The sequence below is a fragment of the Janthinobacterium sp. 75 genome, from assembly GCF_004365495.1.
Taxonomy (GTDB): Bacteria; Pseudomonadota; Gammaproteobacteria; order Burkholderiales; family Burkholderiaceae_D; genus Janthinobacterium.
Window position 1 is genome coordinate 1,957,237 of record NZ_SORD01000001.1, and the last position, 22,924, is coordinate 1,980,160.

At 62.0% G+C, this 22,924-nt stretch carries 23 protein-coding genes and 1 pseudogene; 6 read left to right on the forward strand and 18 right to left on the reverse strand.

All coding sequences use genetic code 11. The features are described 5' to 3' along the window. Positions 1-62 precede the first annotated feature (62 nt). The 4 genes from C8C89_RS08960 to C8C89_RS08970 form a co-directional block, all read right to left on the reverse strand. Entirely contained in the window at positions 63-293 is a 231-nt protein-coding gene (locus C8C89_RS08960; RefSeq protein WP_101482623.1) for a DUF6139 family protein, read from the reverse strand. 179 nt (positions 294-472) lie between these two features. Then, the gene (locus C8C89_RS08965) at positions 473-1,471 is read right to left on the reverse strand and encodes a VirK/YbjX family protein (protein WP_166674696.1); all 999 of its coding nucleotides are present in this window, start codon (positions 1,469-1,471) and stop codon (positions 473-475) included. Between the two features lie 46 nt (positions 1,472-1,517). Then, a complete protein-coding gene (locus tag C8C89_RS26930; protein ID WP_166674697.1) occupies positions 1,518-2,063 on the reverse strand; it encodes a universal stress protein in 546 nt (181 codons plus the stop codon). A 103-nt stretch (positions 2,064-2,166) separates the two neighbouring features. Then, a complete protein-coding gene (locus C8C89_RS08970; RefSeq protein ID WP_166674698.1) occupies positions 2,167-2,988 on the reverse strand; it encodes a MipA/OmpV family protein in 822 nt (273 codons plus the stop codon). Between the two features lie 156 nt (positions 2,989-3,144). On the opposite strand from C8C89_RS08970, the gene C8C89_RS08975 reads away from it, so the two are divergent. The 4 genes from C8C89_RS08975 (at position 3,145) to C8C89_RS08990 (ending at position 7,522) form a co-directional block, all read left to right on the forward strand. Beyond that, a complete protein-coding gene (locus C8C89_RS08975) occupies positions 3,145-3,831 on the forward strand; it encodes a response regulator (protein WP_101482620.1) in 687 nt (228 codons plus the stop codon). Continuing rightward, positions 3,828-5,216, forward strand: a complete 1,389-nt coding sequence (locus C8C89_RS08980) for an ATP-binding protein (RefSeq protein ID WP_133989472.1) — start codon at positions 3,828-3,830, stop codon at positions 5,214-5,216. Before C8C89_RS08975 ends, C8C89_RS08980 begins: the two co-directional genes overlap by 4 nt. A gap of 112 nt (positions 5,217-5,328) precedes the next feature. Continuing rightward, on the forward strand, positions 5,329-6,924 hold the full coding sequence (locus C8C89_RS08985; protein WP_133989474.1) for an ATP-binding protein: 1,596 nt from the start codon (positions 5,329-5,331) through the stop codon (positions 6,922-6,924). Continuing rightward, the gene (locus C8C89_RS08990) at positions 6,911-7,522 is read left to right on the forward strand and encodes a response regulator (RefSeq protein WP_133989476.1); all 612 of its coding nucleotides are present in this window, start codon (positions 6,911-6,913) and stop codon (positions 7,520-7,522) included. The genes C8C89_RS08985 and C8C89_RS08990 overlap by 14 nt, the downstream gene beginning before the upstream one ends. A gap of 14 nt (positions 7,523-7,536) precedes the next feature. Here C8C89_RS08990 and C8C89_RS08995 read toward each other — a convergent pair whose 3' ends face one another. The 4 genes and pseudogenes from C8C89_RS08995 to C8C89_RS09010 all read right to left on the reverse strand — a co-directional run. Continuing rightward, a complete protein-coding gene (locus C8C89_RS08995) occupies positions 7,537-8,637 on the reverse strand; it encodes a glycosyltransferase family 9 protein (protein WP_101482616.1) in 1,101 nt (366 codons plus the stop codon). A gap of 35 nt (positions 8,638-8,672) precedes the next feature. Then, positions 8,673-10,406, reverse strand: coding sequence for a lipid A export permease/ATP-binding protein MsbA (msbA, locus tag C8C89_RS09000; RefSeq protein ID WP_133989478.1), 1,734 nt, complete (start codon positions 10,404-10,406; stop codon positions 8,673-8,675). A 50-nt stretch (positions 10,407-10,456) separates the two neighbouring features. Further along, entirely contained in the window at positions 10,457-11,668 is a 1,212-nt protein-coding gene (locus C8C89_RS09005; protein WP_133989480.1) for an O-antigen ligase family protein, read from the reverse strand. Positions 11,669-11,922: 254 nt separating this feature from the next. Beyond that, positions 11,923-13,161, reverse strand: a pseudogene (locus C8C89_RS09010) (malic enzyme-like NAD(P)-binding protein); the annotation flags it as partial. Positions 13,162-13,368: 207 nt separating this feature from the next. Between C8C89_RS09010 and C8C89_RS09015 the strand changes: the two are divergent. Together C8C89_RS09015 and C8C89_RS09020 are read left to right on the forward strand one after the other, a co-directional pair. Then, positions 13,369-14,394: a LacI family DNA-binding transcriptional regulator gene (locus tag C8C89_RS09015; RefSeq protein ID WP_133989482.1), complete on the forward strand. Its 1,026-nt coding sequence runs from the start codon at positions 13,369-13,371 to the stop codon at positions 14,392-14,394. Between the two features lie 72 nt (positions 14,395-14,466). Beyond that, complete coding sequence (locus C8C89_RS09020) at positions 14,467-15,006, forward strand: hypothetical protein (RefSeq protein WP_243857947.1); 540 nt, start codon at positions 14,467-14,469, stop codon at positions 15,004-15,006. Between the two features lie 4 nt (positions 15,007-15,010). Here C8C89_RS09020 and C8C89_RS09025 read toward each other — a convergent pair whose 3' ends face one another. The 10 genes from C8C89_RS09025 to C8C89_RS09070 form a co-directional block, all read right to left on the reverse strand. Further along, positions 15,011-15,634 carry a LysE family translocator gene (locus tag C8C89_RS09025; RefSeq protein WP_133989484.1) on the reverse strand — a complete coding sequence of 208 codons (624 nt, stop codon included), beginning with the start codon at positions 15,632-15,634 and terminating at the stop codon, positions 15,011-15,013. A gap of 79 nt (positions 15,635-15,713) precedes the next feature. Further along, positions 15,714-16,496: an AraC family transcriptional regulator gene (locus tag C8C89_RS09030; protein ID WP_133989486.1), complete on the reverse strand. Its 783-nt coding sequence runs from the start codon at positions 16,494-16,496 to the stop codon at positions 15,714-15,716. A 2-nt stretch (positions 16,497-16,498) separates the two neighbouring features. Further along, complete coding sequence (gene rng, locus C8C89_RS09035) at positions 16,499-17,962, reverse strand: ribonuclease G (protein WP_034747098.1); 1,464 nt, start codon at positions 17,960-17,962, stop codon at positions 16,499-16,501. A gap of 42 nt (positions 17,963-18,004) precedes the next feature. Then, positions 18,005-18,625, reverse strand: coding sequence for a nucleoside triphosphate pyrophosphatase (locus tag C8C89_RS09040; RefSeq protein ID WP_133989489.1), 621 nt, complete (start codon positions 18,623-18,625; stop codon positions 18,005-18,007). A gap of 5 nt (positions 18,626-18,630) precedes the next feature. Next, positions 18,631-19,101 carry a 23S rRNA (pseudouridine(1915)-N(3))-methyltransferase RlmH gene (gene rlmH / locus C8C89_RS09045; RefSeq protein ID WP_034747108.1) on the reverse strand — a complete coding sequence of 157 codons (471 nt, stop codon included), beginning with the start codon at positions 19,099-19,101 and terminating at the stop codon, positions 18,631-18,633. Positions 19,102-19,107: 6 nt separating this feature from the next. Then, positions 19,108-19,794 (reverse strand): ribosome silencing factor, encoded by a 687-nt coding sequence (gene rsfS, locus C8C89_RS09050; RefSeq protein WP_133989491.1) that lies wholly within the window; start codon positions 19,792-19,794, stop codon positions 19,108-19,110. After that, a complete protein-coding gene (gene nadD / locus C8C89_RS09055; RefSeq protein WP_279587384.1) occupies positions 19,795-20,466 on the reverse strand; it encodes a nicotinate (nicotinamide) nucleotide adenylyltransferase in 672 nt (223 codons plus the stop codon). Beyond that, a complete protein-coding gene (gene hemF / locus C8C89_RS09060; protein WP_133989493.1) occupies positions 20,463-21,377 on the reverse strand; it encodes an oxygen-dependent coproporphyrinogen oxidase in 915 nt (304 codons plus the stop codon). Before hemF ends, nadD begins: the two co-directional genes overlap by 4 nt. Before the next feature lie 101 nt (positions 21,378-21,478). Then, the gene (locus tag C8C89_RS09065; RefSeq protein ID WP_133989495.1) at positions 21,479-22,282 is read right to left on the reverse strand and encodes a hypothetical protein; all 804 of its coding nucleotides are present in this window, start codon (positions 22,280-22,282) and stop codon (positions 21,479-21,481) included. Continuing rightward, positions 22,279-22,923, reverse strand: coding sequence for a hypothetical protein (locus tag C8C89_RS09070; RefSeq protein ID WP_101482603.1), 645 nt, complete (start codon positions 22,921-22,923; stop codon positions 22,279-22,281). Before C8C89_RS09070 ends, C8C89_RS09065 begins: the two co-directional genes overlap by 4 nt. Between the last annotated feature and the right edge of the window lies 1 nt (position 22,924).

Here is a 22,924-nt window from a genome sequence, read left to right on the forward strand (position 1 = left end):
GCTGCAGCGCAGGCGCTACGCCAAAGCCAAACCGGATGTGAATCGGGTTTGGCTTTTGACGTTTACATGTCTTTCAGGCCCGTGATCGCATAGCCTTTGGCAGCGATCTGCTGGTGCGGCTGTTCGATATGATAGTCGGGCAAGGCCTTGGCATCGTCGGCCACTTCGCTGGCACGTACTTCGAGCTGCCAGTCTGTATTGGTAACTTCTTCCGGAATGAGCTTTCCTTCCGGCACGGCGAGGTAGGAAAAAATGCCGTCGTGCTCGGCCCGGCGGTAGATGTCTACGCGCATGACTTGCCTCCTAGTAAGCGTTGGGGGAACCGGCGCACCGTAATGCATGACCGATAGCGCTAGCGTAACAGGATTGCGCCACGCATGGGTTCTAGCGTGTGGCGCAAGAGGGAAGGCGGTGTGGCTAGTGACGGCGAGCAACGACGCGGGGGCGGGGCGCCGTGTGGGGCCAGGGACGCTCAGGCGGCAGCGGAAACGTAGTCGTCGTCGTCGAGGCCGGCTGATTGCCGTACATCGTTGGCGGCTACCGCAGCGCTAGGCGTGGCGACCTGCACCGTGCTGCGATGGGCGTCGAGACCGCTGCGCAGGCTGGCGATCATGGCTAGTGTCAGTTCGTGGCGTTTGCGCGCTTCCGAGCGTTTTTTTGAAGGAATTTCTTGCAGCGCAGGCAAGGGCAGGTCTTCGCACGCCAACTCAAAATCGCCATCCTGGCGCGCTTGCGCTCCCAGTTCTTGCCATAACGCATTGTAGTCGGCGAACAAACGGCCTTTCTTGGCGGAGTGGTGCACGGCGCGGTTGATATTGCCGACAAGTAGCATCTTGCGGCAGCCGTGTTCGTATCCCAACTGGCGTACCAGGCGCACCATCAGCGTCTTGGGACGCATGCCATGCAGGTCGCGCGTTGCTTCACGCACGCGGTGGGCGCTTTCCTGGCCCTTCGGGCCTTGCACGCAGCCGACGCTCACGCCCAGGGTGGAGCGCAAGGGGCAGCCAAAGAAAGAAAAGGCGATCGAATAGAGCACGTCATCCTCATGCATCAGTTGCAGCACCATCTCGCCTTCGCGGTCCATGGGGTGCAGCGAACACAGTTGCAGATGGTAGGGCGCTCCCGACTTGCCCGGCACCGTGGCCAGTCGCACGGGCCCGTGCGCCGCTTGGCTCATCAGCTTGCCCCAGCCTTGCTGCAAGATGAAGCGGTAGTGTTCGGCCAGCAATGCCACGCGCTGGCCGCAATTCAGCGTCAGGCTCAGATAAGGGCGGTAGACCTTGTGGATCATGTGCGGATAGGCTTGTACCAGATCATGAAAGACCGGATGCGAGTTCAGCAGTTGTAGCCATAGCCGGGTTTGGCGCTGTTGCACGCGGGCGCGCAGATGCAGCTTGAGCATTTCGCGCCAGCGGCGCATGCCGCTTGGCATCGCCATCAAGCCGTCAGACAGGGTAATAGTTGGCATCATCGTGCGCATGTCCGTGATAAAGAGAGAACGTCCAAGCCGTTTTGGCTCAGACGGGTACCGGGCTGCTGACGCCCTCGTGGTTTGCCAGCAAGATGGTGGTGCTGCGGGTGCTGCGCGCCAGTCTGGCGGCCAGTCCGCCCGAAAAATGGCGGGGCCAGCCGCTATGCCTGTGCGCGGGCAAGATAACTTCATGGCAGCCCAGCAGTTCAGCCGTGTCGAGTATCGTGAAAAGCAGCTCGCCGGCAAAAATATGGGTGCTGAAGGCGAGATGGGAACGGCTCAGGTAGAGTCCCGCCTCGTGCATCATCTGCTGTGTAGCCAGGTCCAGCGCATGGCAGTCGCTGGCGCTGTGCTGGGGCAAGCCATCGGCCTGGTACGGCAGCGCCGGTGTCACGTGCAGCAGGCTGACGCGAACCTTGATGCCCCATTCCTGCAAGCGCCTGGCGTAGCGCGCACCGTAGATGATGTCGCTGGCGCGCTTGACGGGCAAGAGCAGCAGCAGGGTATCCTGGTCCGGCTTGCCGCCCGCACCTTCGCTCTCGGCGCTATCTTGGGCGCGGGGGCGTTGTGTGGCAAGGCGCGATGCATGCATGGAAAAGATGACCGTGGCAGGAAAACCGTATCATCTTATCCATGCCCTCAGCCCCTGTAAATTGGCGAAACAGCGTACGTGTTTCCCTTATGCCTGCCCTGTTTTAATAGCGGTAGGTGACATATACGGCACCAATCGGCGCCGTCTTGCGTTGCACGATGGGGCTCTTGGCCGCGTCGCCCATGCGGTGTTCGACGCCGACCAGGGTATTGATGCCCCAGCGCGCATCGAAGCGGTGCTCCCAGTTGACGGTGGCCTGCGCTTCATAGAACCCGCCCTTGGGCGTGTATTGCTTGAACGAGGTATTCGCGGCCTGGGTGGCTGTTACGCCATACATGGTCTGCACATACTTGCGTTCGCCCCAGCCCAGCTCGCCACTGATGCTCACACTGTCCTGCTGCACGCCCTTGGCATCGGCGCGGCCGTAGATCTGGCCTGTCGCGCCGAAATGCACGTTCGCGCCATTTTCGCGATTCGACAGGGGAATGTCGCTTGAAATGCTCAGCGACAGGCCCGGCAATGGAGAATAACCCGCGCTGAGCAGGGCGCTGGCGTTGCCCTTGACCTCTCCCATGCCCTTCAGATAATCGCTGCCGCCCCAGCCGTTGGCGCCATTGCGCTTGTGGTCTTCGCGGTTGCCGCGGTAGCCCAATGCAGCGCTATAGCTGAAGGGGCCGGCCTGGCCGCCATAGCCGATGCCGCGCGAGGTGCTGATGAACAGGCCATTGGCCATGGCGTAGTCGAGGATGATCAGCGGCGAGGCCGACAGCTTGTCGGAGCCGGAATAGCTGGATACGGCGGCGACGCCGCCACCGATGGTGAAGACGTTTTCCGCAGGCGGTTCGGCCGCCACGGCGGCCAGGGGGTTGAAGATCATGCCGCTGGCAAGTGCCAGCGAGGTCAGCAGGGTTGTGGGTGCGTGCATGGGTTTTCCGTCAGGTGGAGAACCGAGTCCGGAGTGGCTCGATTGACTGCTGACAGTATCGGCCTGTGCCATGAAGGAAAAATGAGCCTTTTATTAAGATTGCATGAAGAGCGCGTCTTTACCCATTCTTCAGCTTGTGATGGTTTAATACGCACCATGAAGATACTGCTGATTGAAGACGATATGGACCTGGGCAATGGCGTGCGGATCGCTTTGCGCGACCAGGGCATGCAAGTGGTCTGGGTGCGCAGCCTGGAGGATGCGGCGCGCAGCATCGAGCACGACAGTTGCGAGCTGGTGTTGCTGGACCTGGGCTTGCCGGATGGTGATGGTCTCGATTTACTGGCTCGGCTGCGCGCGGCCCGCCTGCCGGTGCTGATCCTCAGCGCACGCGACACGCTGGAACAGCGCTTGCGGGGTCTCGATGGCGGTGCCGACGATTACCTGGTGAAGCCCTTCGTGCTGGCCGAGCTGCTGTCGCGCGTGCGTGCCCTGGCGCGCCGTAGCTATGGCTTCGATGGCGACACCATCGAGTTGCGCGGCCTGCTGCTGCAGGTGCCCACGCGCCGCGTCAGCGTGCATGGGCGGCCGGTGGAGCTGACCGCCAGTGAATATGCCTTGCTGAAGACCTTGCTGATGCGCGCCAACAGAGTCATCACGCGCCGCGTGCTGGAGGAACATATCCTGCCCGGCGGGTTGGCCAATGCCAGTAATACACTGGATGTGCATATGGGTAACCTGCGCCGCAAGATAGGCGAAGGTTATATCCGTACCGTGCGCGGCGTTGGCTATGTCATCGACCAGCAAGGCGAGACATTCACCCCGCCGGGTGCCGCCGCATGATGGGGCGTTTCTGGGTCATGCTGCGCCGGCCTACCCTGGTGCGCCGCCTGATGATGGCGCAAATGCTGATGCTGACCGTGCTGTGGAGCCTGGCCGTGGCTTATGTGCTGTTCGAGGGAACGGGTGAAGCGAGCAACGTGAGTCGGGGTGTCTTGCACGCCATTATCAGCGTGGCCGACAATTTGGCCGAACAGCCGCAGCGCCAGGAGCAGAGCTTGCGCGCGATCGACGAAGCCTTGCGCGAAGAGTTTGAAATGGGGAAAGTGCCGGAGCTGGCGCCGCGCATCCTGGTCTGGCGCGATGGCAAGCTGGTCTACAAGTCCCCCGCAGCGCCCAGCGGTATCCGCAGCGCCGGCCCCGACCAGATGGAAGTGATCTACATCAAGGGGCAGGCCTGGCGCAGCCGAAGCCTGACAGAGGGGACTACGCGCGTGACGGTACTGGAAGTGGGTGGGGCCTGGCAGTTTTTCATCACGATCAATTCACACGGCTACTACCTGCTGCCGCTATTGATCAGCCTGCCATTCTTGCTGGTGCCGGCCTGGCTGTCGATCCGCCTTGCCATGCGCCCCTGGCGCAAGGTGGCGCAGGAGGTAGCGGCGCGCGGGCCGCAGGATTTGCGTCCGCTGGCGTTCAAGCCGCCGCATGGCGAACTGGCGGGACTGGTCGACAATATCAATGCCCTGCTGCAGCGGGTCGATGCCAGTGCCGCGCGTGAACGCAGCTTCATCGCCGACGCTACGCATGAGCTGCGCACGCCGCTGGCGGCCATGCGCGTGAATGTCGAGGCATTGCAGGGCCAGGCGCATGACGCACGCCAGCAAGAGTTGCTGGACGGTATCTTGAACAGTGGCAACCGTGCCGCGCGTCTGGTGGGCCAGTTGCTGCAGCTGACGCGCAGCGAAGTGCAGGCTGGCGCTGGCGAGCTGCCGCAGCGGCAGGCGCTCGATAGTTTGCTGCAAGACCGGTTGGCGGCCCTGTCCGGCCTGGCTCAGGCGGGCGGTATCGAGCTCGAGTTGCAAGCCAGCGTCTCGCTCAGCGTACCCGGACAGCGCGAGAGCCTGGTGTCGCTGATCGACAACCTGGTGGAAAACGCCATCAAGTACAGCCCGCCTGGCAGCAGCGTGACGGTGTCGCTGCATGCGGAGCGGGGCCAGGCCGTGCTGCATGTGGCCGATCAGGGACCGGGTATCGCGCCGGCGCTGTATGCGCGCGTGTTCGACCGCTTTTTCCGCGCCCCGCAGCAGGCGCAGGCGGGCAGCGGCCTGGGCTTGTCCATCGTCGCTTCTGTCGTGCGCCTGCACGGCGGCACGATTCAGCTGCATAGCGGTAATGGCGGCCTGGGCTTGCTGGTGGAGGTCCGTTTGCCCTTGGCCGATGCCTGAGTGTACTGGCGGACTTCGTGATATGGCATGAAGATATGTGCACATAACGCAAGATGGCATGGCGTGGCGCACGCCTGCGATGCATAATGCAGGACAGTCAAAAAACACCGTTATGCGCCCATTCCTGTCCCGCTACCTGCAATACCCCGCCTTTGTCGGCCTGTATCTGCTGTTTGACTGGGCGACCTATATCGACCCGATGTACGGGCTGAACATCACCCCCTGGAATCCCGATCCCGCGCTGGGTCTGGTGTTTTGGTTGATCCATGGCCGCAAGGCGGCGCTGCCGTGGTTTGTCGCCTTGCTGGCTGGCGAGGTGCTGGTGCGCGGCATGCCGGCAGGTCTGCCCCTGACTTTGCTCTGTTCGGCCTGGCTGGTGCTTGGCTATGGTGCTATCGGCGCAGTCTTGCGCCGCAGTTTCAGCAGCAGCGATATCTTCGACAACCGGAGCCGCCTGGGCACCTGGGTCGCCGTCGTGCTGATGGGCACCGTGCTCAATGCGCTGGGCTATATCTCCTTGCTGTCGCTGACGGGGCGTATTCCGGCCGGCGAATGGGGGACGGCAGTATGGCGTTTCGGCATCGGCGACACGGTAGGCATGCTGGTATCGATGCCGCTGATCTGGGTGCTGTTCAGCGAGCGGGGGCGGGAGCGCCTGCATGCTGCCGTCTGGCGCTGGGAAACCCTGGCTTATCTGGCCCTGGCCTGCTTTGTGCTGTGGAGCGTCTTCGGTTCCATCGTGCGTTCCGAATACAAGCATTTCTATTTCCTGTTTCTCCCCGTGATCTGGGCCGCCTCGCGTCAGGGCTTGCATGGTGCCGTGCTGGCTGTATTTGTATTGCAGTTATGCATCATCACCCTGGTGAAATGGACGCATGCGGTCGATATCCAGTTTTATGAATTGCAACTGCTCGATGCCGTGCTGGCGCTGGTGGGATTTTTTATCGGCATCGTCGTCGATGAAATGCGCCAGGTGGCCGACGAACTGAAACACACGATGCGCCTGGCGGCCGCCGGCGAGATGGCAGCGGCGATCGCGCATGAGCTGAACCAGCCGCTGACGGCCTTGTCCACCTATGGCAAGGCGTGTGAATACCTGCTGGAACGGGGGGAGACTGGTGCCTTGCTGCAAGGTGCGGTAGGGCATATGATTGTTGAATCGGGACGCGCCGCGGATGTGGTGCGTCGCCTGCGCGACTTTTTCCGCACGGGCGCGATGCAACTCGAAGCGGTGGAGGCGGGCGCCTTGATCGAGGGCATGGCACGCCAGTTCACGCCGCTGTTTCATGAGCATGGCATCGAGCTGGTGCTGGCGCCGCCGTCGCCGCTGGCGGTCAATGCCGATCGCCTGCAAATCGAGCTGGTACTGCGTAATTTGCTGGCCAATGCGCAGGATGCGGTGATGTGCCAGCCGCGTGGCCGGCGCCGCATCACGGTGTCGGCCGAGCGGCTCGAGGGCGGACGCTTGCGCCTGTCCGTGGAAGATAGCGGCCCCGGTATTTCCAATAGCCTGGCGGCACGCCTGTTCGAACCCTTTGTCTCGACCAAGGCCAGCGGCCTGGGGTTGGGCCTGGTACTCAGCCGCACCATAGTCGAAGCGCATGGCGGCCAGCTCTGGGCCGAAGTGGGCAGGCATGGCATTTTTCGTTTTATCCTGCCCCTGGCGCGTGCCAGTGCGGCCGCGACAGGAGAACATGGTGACAAGTAACTTGACGGTGTTTATCGTGGACGACGATCCCGCCGTGCGCGATGCGCTGGGTTTGCTGTTGGGTATACGCGGCTATCGTACGGCCCTGTTTTCCTGCGGCGAGGATTTCCTGCAAAGCTGGCGGCCAGAGTGGGCCGGCTGTCTGCTGATCGATATCCGCATGTCGGGCATGGATGGTCTGAGCCTGCAGCGCCGCCTGCTGGAGCTCAAATGCATGCTGCCCATCATCATTATCACGGGACACGGCGACGTGGCCCTGGCACGTCAGGCCTTCAAGGCACAGGCCAGCGATTTCCTGGAAAAACCATTTGACCACGACAAGTTGTTGGCAGCCATCGAGGAAGCATTTTCGCGCGAGGCACATGCGCGCGGCCAGTTGCAGCGGCAAGCGGCGGGGCAAGCCTTGCTGCGCGCGTTGACGCCGCGTGAGCGGGAAGTGATGCACCTGGTGGTGACGGGCCAGCACAACCGCGATATCGCACCGGTGCTGGGTATTTCCGTGCGCACGGTGGAAGTGCACAAGGCGCGCCTGATGGACAAGCTGGGGGTCGATAATGTGGCCGACCTGGTGCGCATCAGCATGCTGGGCACCGGCTAAGCGTTAGCAATTATCTAGGTGATGGTTTTCAATACCTGATCGACTGATATCGCCTTGACCCACTCGCTGCGCCGCGCCACCGTGATGACGGTGCTGTTGGCGCTGTCGAAGGGAGCCCATTCGGGATTTTTCTTGCGCATCAATGCCACCACGGGCACATGCACGGCGTTCGCCAGGTGCATGATCGACGTTTCCACCGAGATAATCAGGTCGCATTGCGCCAGCATCGCCGGCAGCTGGAAAAAGTTGTCGACGGCACTGAAGGCTTGCGTGCGCGGCAAGTTGTGCGCCTGCACGACGGCATTCACCTTGGCCAGTTCCTGCGGCATGGCATTGATCAGGAAGCAGGCGTTTTGCCATTTGGGCATCGTTTGCATGCGTGCGATCATCTCGGCGATGCGCTCCAGCGGCCAGCTGCGCTTGTGCGATTTGGCGAACGGATTCAGGAGTACGAGCGGACCGTGGCGCGGGGCGAAGCCCCAGGCGCTCAGCTGTTCCCGCGCCTGTTGCAACGCGAACTCGGGGATGTGCACGAAGGGATAGCGCTCGGCCACGGGAATGTCGAGTCCCGTCAATTGACGGAACCAGTCCGCATACACGCTGCTGATATGGTGCTCACCCGCATCCTGTCCCGCATACGAGGCCAGCACGGCATCGATCTTGCGGTAGGCCAGGTAATGCCAGGGGCGCAAGGGGCTGAACGGTTTGCGCGTGCCGATCACCAGCCCGTTCGGGCTGATCTCGCGGGCAAGATCCGCGTACTGCTGTGGCCGTACGTGGGCCAATGATACGACGACAGGATAGTGTTCCGCTTTGGCTTCGCGCAGTGACTCTTCGTACAGCGCGGGGCTGTAGGTCTTGCGGTACACCTTGGCGAACAGGCCCGACTGTTCGACCCAGTCGTACAGCGAATAGGTACGCAAGCCTTCCCATTGCCTGGCGTCGGACGTGCGGCGGACTTCGTCGACCCACAGGTGGATCTGAATATGGGGATAGGCCGCGGCAAAGGCGCGGAAGCCGTTCTGCAGGTAGGTAAAGTCTCCCAGCGCCAGATGGGCGATGAAAAGAATTTTGTCCGACTTTTGTAGAAGTTCGGCGGGAATCAAAGGCGTCATGTATCAGTACGATTTCAGGTATTCATTCGATGGTGTCAAAGCACTTGCTGGGAAAATTGCAGGCGGTGCAGATTGGCATATGCGCCGTTGGCATCCAATAATTGCTGGTGACTGCCGGTTTCCATTATTTTCCCGTGTGACAATACCACGATACGGTCCGCACGTTCAATTGTTGATAGCCTATGAGCAATAACCAGGGTGGTTTTACCTTGCATCAGGTGCTCCAGCGCCGCTTGTACGGCCCGTTCCGCCTCCGTATCCAGTGCCGAGGTGGCTTCATCGAGAATCAGGATGGGCGCATCCTTGTAGATGGCGCGGGCGATCGCCACGCGCTGGCGCTGGCCACCGGACAGGCGCGAGCCGTTGTCGCCCAGGCGCGTTTCCAGGCCTTCTGGCAAGCCATCGATAACGTCAGACAGGAAGGCGGCGGCAGCGGCCGCTTCGACCCGCTGCCGGTCAGGGGATGCATCGCCATACGCGATATTGGCGGCCAGGGTATCGTCGAACAACACCACCTGCTGACTGACCATGGCGATCTGGCTGCGCAGGCTCGTCAGGGAGATGGTGTCGATATTTTGTTCATCTAGCAATATTTCACCACTGCTGGCCGAGTAAAAACCGGGCAGCAGGCTGACCAGGGTCGATTTGCCGCCACCGGACATGCCGACAAAGGCGACCGTTTGTCCTGGCGCGATGCTCAGATCGATGTGTCGCAGGGCCGGCTCCTGATGTCCGGGGTAGGCAAAGCTCACGTCCCTGAATTCGATGTTGCCGTTGCAGCGGCCAGCGAGCGGCTTGCCGCCCGTGCGTTCCGGTGTCTTGTCAATCAGCTGGAAGACTTCCTCGGCGGCGGCCATGCCGCGCTGCAGGGGCCCGTTGACTTCGGCCAGTTGCTTCAAGGGCGTCAGCAGCATCAGCATGGCCGTGATGAAGGAAACAAAACCACCGACCGTGATTTGCCCCTGTTCCGACTGGAGCAGCGCCATCACGATGACCAGGGCCACGGCGGCTGCCGTGATCACTTGGGTGATGGGCACGGTGGCGGAAAAGGTCGTCGTCATGCGCATGCTGTAGCGTCGCAATTGTTCGGCGCGCTCTTCGAAGCGCGCCTTTTCGTAGTCCTGGCCGCCGAAGATCTTGATCACCTGTTGCGCGCGCGTGGTTTCCTCGATGACCTGGGTCAGCTCGGCATTGACGGCCAGCGAGTCGCGGTTGAGTTTTTTCAGGCGCTTGCCCGTGGTGCGCACGACGATGGTCAGCAGAGGCAGCAGCACCAGGGTGACCAGGGTCAGCACCCAGTTCAGGTACAGCAGCCACGCCAGCAGTCCCAGTACGGTCAGCGAGGAGCGCACGATCGAGGTAAACACCTTGGTCACCATCTCAATGATCTGCTGCACTTCAAACATGATGGAATTGATGACTTTGCCAACCGTATGCGTGTTGTAGAAGTCGATGGGCAAGTTCAGCATGCTGGCAAACATCCTGCGCCGCAACTCGTTGAGGATGCGTGTGGAGACATAGCTCATCAGGTAACTGCTGGCAAACGTCGATGCGCCGCGCATGGCAAAGATACCGATGACGATCAGCGGCACCAGCCAGAAGGAAAAATCGACCTTGCCACCGAAGCCATTGTCGAGCAATAACTTGAGCGCATACGGCAACAGTGGCTCCGTGGCGGCCGTGACGACCATTGCCAGCAGAGCCAGGGCCAGATGTTTTTTATACGGCGCGTGCAGCGCGGTGAGGCGCTTCAGGTCTGGCGTGAGCATCGGTATGATTCCTTGCAGGGGATAGCAAAAACGGTCAGACGGAAAACGAATCAGCTCATGCGCTTTTGATGGCGCAGCAGAGACCACAATATCACCATCGGGAAGACCAGCATGATGATGCCGATGTTCAGGGTGAGCGAACTCGTCGTCAGGCCAAAAATCATGTAGCAAGTGCACAGCATCACGCCAGCCAGTGCAAATGGGCGGGCTGCAGCGGCGCTGCGCAGCAGTGCCTGCGCAAACAGGGTCAACGGCAGCAGGAAAAGCAGCAGCAGGGCCAGCAAGCCGAAGATGCCACGCTTGACCAGGGAGTCGATGTAATCGTTATGCGCATTGGTGTAATTCAGGACGATCTCGCTCATTTTTCCTTCGGCCGACAGCTCTTGCTTTGCCTCTAAGTAGCCGTTACGCCCCATGCCTAGCCATATATGGTCATTTGATAAAGTGAGTGCGGTACGCCACATTTCCAGCCTTTGGCCGACGGACGTGCTGACGTTGTCGCTGTCTTCAAATTTTTTCAAATCTTCTACGGCATCTGCCGCTCGCTCAAGCACAGGTGAATTGGGCACTGCGTAAGACAGTACGGCCACGGCCAGTAGCACCGCCACCAGCCCAGTCATATAGTGCTTGCCGCGTGTTCTCGCATAGTGGACGACAAATATGCATCCACAGACGGGCAGCGCCAGCCAGCCGCCGCGGCTGCCGCTGATAACGGAGCCGAAAATTCCGATAAGGCCGCCGGCCAGCACTAATACGCTCCAGGCGATTCGGTGGCGCTGTTTGATGGCCCATTCGAGCCCACATAACGATAACATGCCAAACAGCATGCTGACATTGCCATAGTGAATAGCATTGCTGGTGGCGGCCTGTGGCCGGAAGGGGCTGCTTGGGATATATTGTGTGGCAGCCAAGGCGGCGCCCGCGATAGCGCCGATTGCCAAACCGCCCCACCACGCCTCAGGCCGCGGTGGATAGGCAATCAGCAGCAGCAGTACGGGTATAGCCAGCAGCGCCCGCAGGGGCATGTCGAGTTCGCGTGCCGGATCGCCGTGGTACACCATATTGGCGGAAAAGATGAGGAAGTACAGCAGCAGGGCGCCGAGCATCAGATAATCCTGGCGTTGCAGATTCAGGCGGGGACGTTTCCATAGCAGGAAGGTGCTGGCGAGCAGAAGGGTCAGGGCTCCGAATGAATATCCGCTATTGACAGCCAGCGCCAATGCCAAGAAAAGAAAAACAGAAACAGAAGTCAGGCCGAGCATGAAAATCCTTGGTAACGCACATCATCGCCATCCTGGCAAATGTAGCAACATAAAGTAGGCATCATTGTAATCGAAGGCACTGGCAGGAACGCCCCTGAGAAATATGCTTCCGTATAGCTATTTAGGCGGTTTCAAGGGCAAAAATGAAAAAAACCATGGTTTTTAGCCATGGTTTTTTTTGTAAGCAATGGTAACTTGCCGTTAATTTGCCAAGGCCGGCAGGCCTGTCATGCGTATCAGGCGCTGGCCGGTACGCGGGTAGCCACGCCGGTGGCGATGGCCGCTTGCGATACGGCAGGCGCGACCCAGCTGCGCAGACGCTCGTCGAACGGCGACGGAATCAGTTGCAGCGGCGTCAGCGCGCTGGTGGTGTGGCCCGGCAACGGTTCTTTTGCCAGCGCGGCGATGGCGCGCACGCAGGCCAGCTTCATCTCTTCGTTGATGGTGGTGGCGCCCACGTCGAGCGCGCCGCGGAAGATGTACGGGAAGCACAGCACGTTGTTGATCTGGTTCGGGTAATCCGAGCGGCCCGTGGCGACGATGGCGTCGTCGCGCACGGCATGCACTTTTTCCGGGGCGATTTCCGGATGGGGGTTGGCCAGGGCGAAAATCAGCGGCTTGGCGGCCATCGATTCGACCATCTGCGCGCTCACCACGCCGCCCTTCGAGACGCCGATGAAGATGTCGGCACCGACCATGGCATCGGCCAGGTCACGGTCGCTCGTGTCATTCGCGTAGCGCGCCTTGTTCTCTTCCATGCTGGCATCGCGGCCCGGGTAGATCACGCCCTGGCTGTCGCATACCTTCAGCAGCGACTTGTTCAGGCCCAGCGAGACGAGCAAGTCGAGGCAGGCGATCGAGGCGGCGCCGGCGCCCGAGACGGCCACTTTCACGTTGCCGATATCCTTGCCCACCAGCTCAAGGCCGTTCAGGATGCCGGCCGCGACGATGATGGCCGTGCCGTGCTGGTCGTCGTGGAAGACGGGAATGTTCATGCGCTTGCGCAATTGCTGCTCGATATAGAAGCAGTCCGGCGCCTTGATGTCTTCCAGGTTGATGCCGCCGAAGGTCGGCTCCATGCGCACCACGGTGTCGATGAACAGGTCGGGATCGTTCTCGGCCAGTTCGATGTCGAACACATCGACGTCGGCAAATTGCTTGAACAGGCAAGCCTTGCCTTCCATGACCGGTTTGCTGGCCAGCGGGCCGATATCGCCCAGGCCCAGCACCGCCGTGCCATTCGTGATCACGGCCACCAGGTTGCTGCGCGAGGTGTAGATGCCGGCCGTGCGCGGATCTTCCACGATGGCTTCGCAGGCGAAGGCCACGCCCGGCGAGTACGCCAGGGTCAGGGCGCGGGCGTCGCCCAGCGGTTTGGTTGGCGTGACGGAAATCTTGCCTGCGCGGGGTTCGGCGTGATAGGCGAGGGCGGCTTCTTTCAGGTTGAAGGTTTCGCCGTTCTGGTCGGCGTGCTTGCTGTGGGAAGTAGACATAAGAATTCTGGGAAGGGCATACAGGGCCCGAGTGGTCAATCCGGGCCATGGTATGCAAGCGTTTGCACGCTGTCAAGGCTGGATTGTGCTTAAGAGTCCCAAAACCGCTTTGGGCAACGGCTTTATTTCAATGCAAGCGTTTGCTCGGTTTTTGACGGAATGGGGAATTTTTACGATAAAATCACGGTATTGCGATCCGGGAAGCCCATGACAAACAAGAACCCCACTTTAAGTGACGTCGCGCGGGCCAGCGGCGTGCACTTTTCCACCGTCTCGCGCGTGATGAACCCGGCAACGCGGCAAATGGTCAGCGCCGAGGTGGCTGCGCGCGTGCTTGCCGAGGCGGGCCGGCTCGGCTACCGGCCCAACCGCGCCGCCTCTACGCTCGTCACGCGCAAGTCGCGCATCATCGGCGTGGTCTTGCCCGACATTACCAATGCTGTGTTTCCACCGATTCTGCTGGGCATCGAGGAAGGCTTGCGCAAGCATGGCTACCTGGCCATCGTCGCCAATGTGGGCGCCGATGAGGAAGAGCAGCTGTTCGTCATCAACCGGCTGCTGGGGCAGCAGGTCGATGGCCTGATCCTGGCCACGGCGCGGCGCCACGATCCTGTCATCAAGATGTGCATCGACCAGAATGTGCCTGTCGTCACCGTCAACCGCAGCGACGAGACGGGCGTCGCTTCCTGCGTCGTCAGCGACGACGTGGTCGGCATGCGCCTGGCCGTGGAGCACTTGCTGGCGCTGGGCCACCGCCATATCGCGCACATTGCCGGTCCGGAAAACCTGTCCACGGGCCACGTGCGCCGCCTGGGTTTCCTGGCCGCCATCCAGGCCAGCGAACTCGATCCTTCGCAGGCGTTTGTCTTTGAAAGCAGCGGCTATTCACGCGAATGCGGCAAGGCAGCACTGCTGGAACTGCTGCGCCAGTCGCCACAGACGACGGCCGTGGTGACAGGCAGCGACCTGGTGGCCATCGGCTGCTACGATGCCATCCGCGAACTGGGCTTGAGCTGCCCCGAAGATATTTCCGTGCTGGGCCACAACGACATGCCTTACATGGACATGATCCGTCCGCCCCTGACCACCATCCGCATCCGCCACCATGGCATCGGCACGGAAGCGGCCCGGCTGATCCTGCAAACCATCGATTCGCCCGATTCCCCCGTGCTCGACGTGCGCCTGAAACCCGAACTGGTGGTGCGTGAATCGACGGCCGCCCCCAGGGGCTGATGCAACGCCTGGGGCCGCGCCGCTGCAAGGTGGTACACTGGCGCCCCTCAACGTATTTTGCCCTCCATCGCCATGACCAAAACCACCACGCCTTCCCCCAAACGCCGCGAAGAGGGCGCCGTCAAGCTGACCGTCAATCCCTTCCTGGACGCCGAGTTTTACGCACGCATGCGCGACTACACGGAGCGCGACGCGGCCATCATCAAGGAATTGAAAGCGATCGCCGAGATCCGCGCCGGCAACAAGCAGCCTGACCCGCGCCTGGCGCCGTCGTTACAAGCGCTGCGCGATACCGTCAAGAAAGGCCTGACGTTTGGCGAAATGCTGGACCGTATTGCCGCTGGCAAGGAAAAAGGTCTGTGGGAACCATGGATGACGACCTTCGGCATCGAGATCCGCGCCGTCAACTACGGCGCCGGCCCGCGCAACGCCTGCCTGGTGCTGGACCTGGCCGCGAATGCCCCGGCCCACGCCATGTTTGCCAAGGCCGGCATCCAGAACTGGCGCAGCATGGCCGCCGACGACTGCTCCGTCGTGCGCTCGGAAAAGGCGACGGAAACCACGCCCTTGAAAGTGTATGCCGTGTTTTATCTGGACCCGCTGCCCGCCTGACCCGTCAGACGCTGCTGCTGGCGATATTCGCCAGCAGCGCCACCGCCAGCACGATCAGCATGACGCCAGATAACCGTTCCAGCAGCGGTAGCGCGCGCGCAAAGCGCTGGCGCAGCGTGGCGCTGCCGATCGTCAGCGCCACCGCCATATCCCACGTCAGTACGGCAAAGACCATCCAGGCGCCATACGCCACCATCGCACCGTGGCTCGTCTGCCTGCTGGCCAGCACGGTGGCCAGGCTGACATAAAACAGCGCATTCTTCGGGTTCAGGATGGCGCAGACAAACCCCATCACAACACCGCCGCGCCAGTGCGCCTTGCCGGCGGCAGACACGGCTTCCAGGCTGCCCTTGCCTGCATGGCGCAGGAACAGCCAGCCCAGGTAGAAAAGATAGCCACAACCCGCCAGTTGCACCATAACAAAGGTTTTGCTGTCCGCTTGCAGCACCGACAAGCCGCCAAACGCTGCGACTATAAACACACCATTGGCCAGCGTAATGCCGACACAGGCGCCCACCGCGCCGCGCCAGCCCTGCGCCAGCGCGCTGCGGGCGATGAGGAAAAAATCGGGACCGGGCGACAGCAGGGCCAGGAAGTGGGCGGCGGCGATGAAGAGGAAATCCTGCATGTAAGTCGGCTCCGGCAATGGCGATGCGCGAGTATGCAGGGGCTGGCTACAGCCTGTATTGAAGAAAATTGCAGGCGCTTCAGCCGCGATAGCGTCCCGGCGTGGTGCCCGCATGCGCCTTGAAGACGCGCTGCAGATGGCTCTGATCCGCAAAGCCGAGTTCACAGGCGATATCGGCCAGCGCCACGCCTGCATGCAAGCGATGGCGCGCGCGGTTCACGCTCAGGTTCAGCTGATACGCATGCGGCGTCATGCCGGTGGCGGCACGGAAGGCGCGGATCAGCTGGTAGCGGCTCATGCCAGCCAGTTGCGACAGGTGTTCCAGGCTGGCCGGCGGCTGCCCCTGGAGTCGCTGCAGGACGGGGCGCAGCTGTGCAGGTATGACTGCCATCCCGGAGGGAAGGGGCGTCGTCTCGCTGGCGTTGGCGCAAGCGTGCAGGAATGCCAGCAGTGCGGCGTTTTTCGCGTGCGTGCCGGCGCTGGAAAACAGCAGCGCATTCATGCTGCAGAATTGCGCGTACAGGACGGGAGCATGCAGCACGCTGGCGTTGTCCATGCACAGCTGCGGCACCTTGCCCTGTAGCCATACTGCATCGAGATGCAGCATCTGGTAGCTCCAGAGGGTGTCAGGCAGGGGATTGCAGGCGTGTACGCAGCCGGCTGGTACCAGCACCAGGCTGCCGGCGCTGAGAGCGCTCTGGCGGCCATGGCTGCCCGTGAATACGCTGGCGCCCGCGTCGACGGCGCCGATGGAAAATGTGGGATGGCTGTGGGGCTTGTAGCACGCCCGGCTGTGGCAGGCGCGCCGGCTCTCCACATGGGGTAAAAACGGGTCGCGCCAGAAGGAAGCAGTGCCGGGCATGACTACATCAAAATGACGTCGTACTGCTCCTGATGGTAGGCGTTTTCCACCTGCAGCGAAATCTTCTTGCCGATGAAGTCGCCCAGCATGGCCAGGTGCTGCGATTCTTCCTCCAGGAATAGATCGACCACTTCCTGTGACGCGAGGATGCGGAACTCGCGCGGGTTGAACTGTTTTGCCTCGCGCAGCAGTTCGCGCAGGATTTCATAGCAGATCGTGCGAGAGGTCTTGACTTGACCCTTGCCGGCGCAGGCTGGGCACGGTTCGCACAGGATGTGGGCCAGCGACTCGCGCGTGCGCTTGCGCGTCATTTCCACCAGGCCCAGCGGCGAGAAATTGCTCACCGACACCTTGGTGCGGTCGCGCGACAGCGTGCGTTTCAGCTCGGCCAGCACGGCGTTGCGGTGCTCGGCGTTGTCCATGTCGATGAAGTCGAGGATGATGATGCCGCCCAGGTTGCGCAGGCGCAGCTGGCGCGCGATGGCGTGCGCTGCTTCCAGGTTGGTCTTGAAGATGGTGTCGGCAAAATTGCGCCCGCCCACAAAGCCACCCGTGTTGACGTCAATGGTGGTCATCGCTTCCGTCTGGTCGACGATCAGGTAGCCGCCCGATTTCAGGTCGACTCTGCGCCCCAGCGCGCGCAGGATTTCTTCTTCCACGCCATATAAATCGAACAGGGGGCGCTCGCCCGTGTAGTGCTGCAAACGTGTCAGTTCGCTGGGTGTGTAGATTTCCGCGAATTCGCGCAATTTCACATAATTTTCGCGCGAGTCGACCTGGATGGTGGCCGTTTCATCGCCGACGAAGTCGCGCAGCACGCGCTGCGCCAGGCTCAAGTCCTGGTGCAGCAGGCTGGTGGCGGGACGCGTGCGTGCGCCGTGTGTGATGGTGCTCCAGGTCTTGCGCAGGTAGTCGACGTCCGCCTTCAGGTCCGCGTCAGAAGCGTCCTCGGCCATGGTGCGCACGATGTAGCCGCCCTTTTCATCGGGCGGCAGCAGGCTTTGCAGACGCACGCGCAATTGCTCGCGCTCCGCTTCCTTTTCGATTTTCTGCGAGATACCGATGTGCTTGTCTTGCGGCAGGTACACCAGCATGCGCCCGGCGATGGAAATCTGCGTCGACAGGCGCGCTCCCTTGGTGCCGATCGGGTCCTTGATCACCTGGACCGTCAGCACTTGGCCGTCGAACAGGATTTTTTCGATCGGCGCCGGTGTCGCGTTCTGGCCATCGTGGCCGCGCGCTTCCCAGATGTCGGCCACGTGCAAAAAGGCGGCGCGCTCCAGGCCGATGTCGATGAAGGCCGATTGCATTCCTGGCAACACCCGCACCACTTTGCCGGAATACACATTGCCAGCCAGGCCGCGCGTGAGCGTGCGCTCGATGTGCAACTCCTGCACGGCGCCCTGCAGGATGAGGGCGACGCGCGTTTCTTGCGGCGTGATATTGATCAGGATGTCTTCGTTCATGGAGGCGGGAAGTGGAGGCAACGAATGACATCATACCCGGGATCAGGGCAGGGGCAAACCCGCCAGCCTTAGCAACTGTGCAGTTTCGTAAAGAGGCAGGCCCATGATGCCGGAATGGCTGCCTTCGATATGCTCGACAAACAGCGCTGCGCTTCCCTGGATGCCGTAGCCGCCGGCCTTGTCGTACGGTTCCGGCGTGGCGCAATACGCGGCGATGGCGGCGGGCGTCAACGCGCCGAAGCGCACTTGCGACACCTGCGTGCGCTGCTCGGCGAAGTCCTTGTAGTGCACGGCGATCGAGGTGAGCACCTGGTGCGTGCGGCCCGACAGTTGCTGCAGCATCGCGACGGCTTCAGCCCGGTCGGCCGGTTTGCCGAGGATGATGCCATCGATGGTGACGGTGGTGTCGGCCGCCAGCACGGGGCGCGGGGTCAGGTGGCGGCGGCGCACCAGGTCCCAGGCGAAGGCGGCTTTTTCATTCGACACGCGGGCGACATAGTCGAGTGCCGATTCGCCAGCGAGGACTTCCTCGGTGACGTCGGCGCCGCGCGGGCCGTCGCTGCGCAGTAGCAGCAATTCGAAATCGATGCCGATCTGGCGCAGCAGTTCGCGCCGGCGCGGACTTTTGGAAGCAAGGTAGATCTTGTGATCAGCCGTTTTCATGGGGGTCAGACACGATGGTAGGGGTGGTTTTGCGTGATCGACCAGGCGCGGTACAACTGCTCGGCAAGGATCACGCGCACCACGCCGTGCGGCAGGGTCATGCTGGAAATGCGCAGCATGCCTTCGGCACGCGCCTTGAGTTGCGGATCGAGGCCGTCGGCGCCGCCGATCAGGAAGGCCGTATCACGGCCATCCTGCTGCCACGCCATCAATTGCTGCGACAGGCCGACGCTGGTCAGGTCCTTGCCGCGTTCGTCGAGGGCAATGATGCGCACGCCCTTGGGCAGGACGGCTTCGATGCGTTCGCGTTCCAGCGCCATCGCCGTGGCGGCGGTCTTGCTGCCGGAACGTTCCACCGGCTTGATTTCTTTCAGCACGATGCGCAGTTCCGGCGGCATGCGCTTCGCGTATTCCGCGAAGCCCGTCTCTATCCAGGCCGGCATTTTATGGCCGACTGCAGCGATGATGAGCTGCATCGAGGCTTACGCTTCGACTTTTTTGATACGCTTGATCACGGTTTTTGCCGGTGCAGCATCGGCTGCCGGCTTGGCCGCGCGTGGGGCGCGCACTTTTTTCTCTGGCAGTGCTTTCAAGGCTTTCACTGCAGCTGCTTCGGTCTTGGTAGGCGCAACTTTCACGGTCTTGCCGACAGCTTTCGAGGCGGCTTTTTTCGCCGGGGCTTTCTTGGCGGCGGTGGCTGCCGTGGCTTTCTTGGCCGGTGTCTTTTTCTCGATCACGGGCGAAGCTTCCACATTGGCCTTGCTCGCTGCCAGATGGCCGCTGACCTTTTTCGGCTCGTCGCCGGCCGCTTTTTTCGGCGCGCGCTTGGCGGCACCCAGCTTGACCGGGGTGTCGCCCCAGATTTCTTCCAGGCGGTAGTAAGCGCGGATAGGCGCTTGCATGATGTGAACGATCATGTCGCCCAGATCGACGAGCACCCATTCACCCGTTTCCTCGCCTTCCATGCCGATGATTTGGCCGCCGGCGTCCTTGACCTTGTCGCGTACCGAGGCGGCCAGCGCCTTGGTTTGACGGTTCGAGGTGCCGGAGACGATCGCGATGCGGTCGAACAGGCTGGTCAGGTGACTCGTTTCGAATACGGCGATGTCTTGGCCTTTGACGTCTTCAAGGGCGTCAACGACGAGAGTTTGCAGTTTTTTGATGTCCATTTAGCTTTTGTATAAATTGTGTTGTTCAATATAGTCTAGCACTAGCGGGGAAACAAGCGAGTTTGCCCGATTCCCCCGTTGTAATGCCGCACGTATTTCGGTGGCGGAGATATCCACCGCGAAGTCCTGTGCCAGATAAGTCAGACCGTGCGGCGTGTTGCGGATGCTTTCCAGTGACCCCAGGCGGCGCGAAAATTCTTCGGCGACCACTTGCGGCACTGCGGTGTCATTCAGCGCGAAGCCGGGGCGGGCCGCGACGCAGATATGCGCGTATTCAAATAATTGCTGCCATTCGCGCCAAGTCGCGAGCCGCTGCAGCTGGTCGGCGCCCATCAGGAAAACGATGGAAGCGCGCGCTCCCAGCTCGGCGCGTACCTGGCGCAAGGTATCGATGGTGTAGCTGGCCTGGCCATGTTCGCTGCGCTCGATTTCCTGGCGGTCCACCACGACCGGCAGGGGCAGGCCGGCAAACGCCAGGCTGGCCATCTCGGCGCGCTGCTGGCCGCTGGCGCCCAAGTTACCCTTTTGCCAGGGCGCGCCGGCCGGAATCACGCGCAGTTCATCGGCGTGCAGCAGGCAGGAAAAATGCGTGCCCAGCGCGACATGGCCCATATGCACCGGGTCGTAGCTGCCACCGAGTAGCGCCACGCATGCCGTACCACTTTCCTTCACGCCTGCAGCCAGTCGCGATGCACGAGGAAGTCAGTATACAACGCCGCTTCGGGACTGCCCGCTTCCGGGTGCCAGTCGTAGCGCCACTTGACCACGGGCGGCATCGACATCAGGATCGCCTCGGTGCGTCCGCCCGATTGCAGCCCGAACAGGGTGCCGCGGTCGAACACCAGGTTGAACTCGACGTAGCGTCCGCGCCGGTAGCACTGGAAATCGCGTTCGCGTTCGCCGTAGGGCGTGTCCTTGCGCCGTGCCAGGATCGGCACATAGGCGTCGATGAAGGCGTCGCCGGCGCTGCGCAGCATCGCAAAGCTGTTGTCAAAGCCGAGGGCATTGAAGTCGTCGAAGAAGATGCCACCGGCGCCGCGCGCTTCGCGCCGGTGTTTCAGGTAGAAATAATCGTCGCACCACTGCTTGAACTTCGGATGCAGCTCCGCGCCAAACGGCGCCAGCGCATCATGGCACACCTGGTGAAAGTGCTTCACGTCGCCCGCGTCGCCGTAGTACGGCGTCAGGTCCATGCCGCCGCCGAACCACCATACGGGGGCGCCATCGGCATTCACCGTGCTGAAAAAGCGCACGTTCATGTGCACCGTTGGTGCGTAGGGATTACGCGGATGCAGCACCAGCGACACGCCCATCGCTTCCCATGCCTTGCCACCCAATTCAGGGCGCGCGGCCGCGGCCGATGGCGGCAGTGCGGCGCCGGTGACGTGCGAAAAATTCACGCCGCCACGCTCGAATACATTGCCTTCCTCGATCAGCCGCGAAATGCCGCCACCGCCCTCGGGACGTTGCCAGGTATCGGTCAGAAAAGGCTTGCCATCCTGCGCTTCGAGCGCCTGCACGATACGGCTTTGCAAATCGAGCAAATACGCCTTGACGGCCGAAGGAGAGGGAGTTGACGACATCGCGTGGGCCGACGAGGCCGGAATAAAAAAGTAAGGACGGATTGTACCCTGTAACGGATTTTTGTGATAGCAAAACCGGCGATGGGCTTGCTGCCGAGGATTCAGGGCCTGGTTGGCGGCGCCTTGCCCTGTATCACCTGCACCTCGAACTGGGGCGCATCCGCGCCCGGCTGGCGGGCACCTTCGACGACGTCCGCGGCGCGCTGCTGCAAGTCCGTGCGTTCGACCGTGTCGGCCGGCTGCGTGGCCGGCGCTGGCTGCTCGCGCTTGAACCACAACTGCACCGCAACCGCCACGACCATCAGCATCACCAGCGTGGCCGCCACCAGCATCACGTGCAAGGGGCGCGCTGCGCGCCGGCCATACCGGGTCGGCGGTTTGCCGGCGGCGTCGACGATCACGCGTGCCAGTGCCGAGCCATGCGAACGCACGCGCGTTTGCATCGTCTGGTAATCCTGCTGCGACAAGGTGCCCTGTTTCAGCATATGGCGCAAGGCCGCCACGGGCGAGGCGGTCAGGCAGTCGTCCGGCAGGCAGTCATGAAAAGCGTCGCGCTGCCACTGGTTGATCACGTTTTCGTCGTACAGCGTGTCGACCGCCTCGCGGTTCACCTGCTGCAGCGCTGCGGTGGCCAGTTGCCGGCGCTGGTCGCCGACGGGCAGCTTGTGCAGCATCTGGAAAAAACGGTTTTCGGGCACCAGTTCCGTGCTCAGTAGCCAGGCCAGCGTCTTGACCTGGTCCGCAGTCATCGCCAGTTCGGGTACATCGATGTCTTCGGCGGCATTGTGCGCTCGCTGCAGTTCGATGATTTGCAGCTCGGCCAGCGTGTCGTCGTATTCGTCACTGTTGATCAGGCCCAGATGCTGGAGTTCGCCGAGCGGCTTGAGGCGCGGATCGCTGCTCATGCTAGCCATCCTGTGACGGCGCCGTAAATCACCGACATCACCAGTATCATGCCCAGCACGATCAAGGCGCCTTTCCATGCCGGCGGGCGCTTGTAAGGAATAATGTCGTGGCCGTGCCGCAGCCTGGCCGCTTGCATGATTTCGCGCGCCAGTTCGCTGCCGTGTGTGCGCACCCGCTCTTCGAGCGCCTCGAACTGCGGCGTCGGCAGGACGCCGTTGACCACCAGCCAGCGCATGGCGATCCAAGCTGAATAGAACATGCGGTCGGCTGGCACCGCCGCGTGTGCCGCATCGCGCTGGAACTGGTTCAGCAAATCGAGTTCGTACAAGGCGTCGACCTCGCGGCGGTTGTAGTGCCGCACCCCCTCAGCTGCCAGCGCCTGTTGCCGGGGTGGCAGTCTGGCCACGCGCTTGTCGAAGTCATTCTTGGGCAGCAGATCGGTGAGCAGCAGCCAGCCCAGGGTGCTGACCAGATCGGCGTCCTGCGCCAGTTCCGGCATGTCGACCGGATCCTCGGGCGGGTGCAGGCGCTCATGGGCGGCGGCATTGCGTTCCGAATTGGCCTCGTCCAGTTCCTGTGCGGTGATCAGGCCAAGCTGGTGCAGCTGGCCCAGCGATGCGTGAGGCGGTTCGATATGCATG

Coding starts and splice junctions, on each gene's coding strand:
- C8C89_RS08980 (WP_133989472.1), top strand. CDS start 3,828: ATGATGGGGCGTTTCTGGGTCATGCTGCGCCGGCCTACCCTGGTGCGC.
- C8C89_RS09020 (WP_243857947.1), top strand. CDS start 14,467: ATGACCAAAACCACCACGCCTTCCCCCAAACGCCGCGAAGAGGGCGCC.
- C8C89_RS08960 (WP_101482623.1), bottom strand. CDS start 293: ATGCGCGTAGACATCTACCGCCGGGCCGAGCACGACGGCATTTTTTCC.
- C8C89_RS09070 (WP_101482603.1), bottom strand. CDS start 22,923: ATGCATATCGAACCGCCTCACGCATCGCTGGGCCAGCTGCACCAGCTT.
- C8C89_RS08995 (WP_101482616.1), bottom strand. CDS start 8,637: ATGACGCCTTTGATTCCCGCCGAACTTCTACAAAAGTCGGACAAAATT.
- C8C89_RS08985 (WP_133989474.1), top strand. CDS start 5,329: ATGCGCCCATTCCTGTCCCGCTACCTGCAATACCCCGCCTTTGTCGGC.
- C8C89_RS09065 (WP_133989495.1), bottom strand. CDS start 22,282: ATGAGCAGCGATCCGCGCCTCAAGCCGCTCGGCGAACTCCAGCATCTG.
- C8C89_RS09040 (WP_133989489.1), bottom strand. CDS start 18,625: ATGAAAACGGCTGATCACAAGATCTACCTTGCTTCCAAAAGTCCGCGC.
- C8C89_RS09005 (WP_133989480.1), bottom strand. CDS start 11,668: ATGCTCGGCCTGACTTCTGTTTCTGTTTTTCTTTTCTTGGCATTGGCG.
- C8C89_RS08975 (WP_101482620.1), top strand. CDS start 3,145: ATGAAGATACTGCTGATTGAAGACGATATGGACCTGGGCAATGGCGTG.
- msbA (WP_133989478.1), bottom strand. CDS start 10,406: ATGCTCACGCCAGACCTGAAGCGCCTCACCGCGCTGCACGCGCCGTAT.
- rlmH (WP_034747108.1), bottom strand. CDS start 19,101: ATGCAGCTCATCATCGCTGCAGTCGGCCATAAAATGCCGGCCTGGATA.
- rng (WP_034747098.1), bottom strand. CDS start 17,962: ATGAACGAAGACATCCTGATCAATATCACGCCGCAAGAAACGCGCGTC.
- hemF (WP_133989493.1), bottom strand. CDS start 21,377: ATGTCGTCAACTCCCTCTCCTTCGGCCGTCAAGGCGTATTTGCTCGAT.
- C8C89_RS08965 (WP_166674696.1), bottom strand. CDS start 1,471: ATGATGCCAACTATTACCCTGTCTGACGGCTTGATGGCGATGCCAAGC.
- C8C89_RS09025 (WP_133989484.1), bottom strand. CDS start 15,634: ATGCAGGATTTCCTCTTCATCGCCGCCGCCCACTTCCTGGCCCTGCTG.
- C8C89_RS09015 (WP_133989482.1), top strand. CDS start 13,369: ATGACAAACAAGAACCCCACTTTAAGTGACGTCGCGCGGGCCAGCGGC.
- C8C89_RS08990 (WP_133989476.1), top strand. CDS start 6,911: ATGGTGACAAGTAACTTGACGGTGTTTATCGTGGACGACGATCCCGCC.
- C8C89_RS09030 (WP_133989486.1), bottom strand. CDS start 16,496: ATGCCCGGCACTGCTTCCTTCTGGCGCGACCCGTTTTTACCCCATGTG.
- C8C89_RS08970 (WP_166674698.1), bottom strand. CDS start 2,988: ATGCACGCACCCACAACCCTGCTGACCTCGCTGGCACTTGCCAGCGGC.
- C8C89_RS26930 (WP_166674697.1), bottom strand. CDS start 2,063: ATGCATGCATCGCGCCTTGCCACACAACGCCCCCGCGCCCAAGATAGC.
- rsfS (WP_133989491.1), bottom strand. CDS start 19,794: ATGGACATCAAAAAACTGCAAACTCTCGTCGTTGACGCCCTTGAAGAC.